Annotated in this window: 2 protein-coding genes; both read right to left on the reverse strand. The window is 32.7% G+C overall.

Translation table 11 applies throughout. The features are described 5' to 3' along the window. Positions 1-502, reverse strand: a 502-nt coding sequence (locus FUA24_RS11020) for an NADH:ubiquinone reductase (Na(+)-transporting) subunit D (RefSeq protein ID WP_148542239.1), incomplete at its 3' end; no start/stop codon positions are given. A 5-nt stretch (positions 503-507) separates the two neighbouring features. Continuing rightward, positions 508-934, reverse strand: a 427-nt coding sequence (locus FUA24_RS11025; protein WP_148542241.1) for an FMN-binding protein, incomplete at its 5' end; no start/stop codon positions are given.

The following is a 934-nucleotide window of genomic DNA, read 5'->3' on the forward strand; positions in this document are numbered from 1 at the left end:
CTAAAACTTTAAATCCTAATAGTGTACCAGAACCTAATAATTCTCTAAAGAAACCAACTATAATTAGTATTACACCGTAACCTAAAGCGTTACCTATACCATCTAAAAATGATTTCCAAGGGCCATTACCTAAAGCAAAAGCTTCAAAACGCCCCATAATGATACAGTTTGTAATAATTAAACCAACAAAAACCGATAGTGTTTTACTTAATTCATAAGCAAATGCTTTTAGCACTTGGTCTACAATAATTACTAAAGCAGCAACTACAGTAAGTTGAACGATAATCCTGATTTTTGATGGAATTATATTTCGCATTAAAGAAATAACAACGTTACCAACACCTAATACAAATAATACTGATACCGCCATTACAATAGATGCTTTAAGCTCTGCAGTAATTGCTAATGCAGAACAAATACCTAATACTTGAATAGTAATTGGGTTATTATCTGCTAACGGATCTGTTATTAACTTGGCATCTTTTTTTGATAAAAGTCCCATATGTTTTAATTATTTTTAAGATTATCGAAATAAGGTTTGTACAATTTAAGATCGCTCTTAATCATTGCTGTTACACCATTACCTGTAATAGTTGCTCCTGCAATGGCATCAACCTCGTTATCGGTTTTATTTTCATTTTTTGGGTCGGCGTTACCTTTGGCAACATCAATACCTTTAAAGTACCCACTTTCATCTAATAAATGCTCACNAAAATAAGCACCCTGTACTACCATGTCTTTATCTAAAGATACATAACCCCAAATGGCGTCCCATAAACCTTTACCATAAATTGGCACCACATAATATGTTTTACCATCTTTTTCACCAACAAATAAAGGCAACTTACGCTCGCTTGGGTTGTCATTACCTATTGCTTTTTGTTTTTTAATATCTATTAGGTAAGCTTCATTATTTTCAGAAACATCACCTCCT

The organism is Seonamhaeicola marinus (assembly GCF_008085455.1).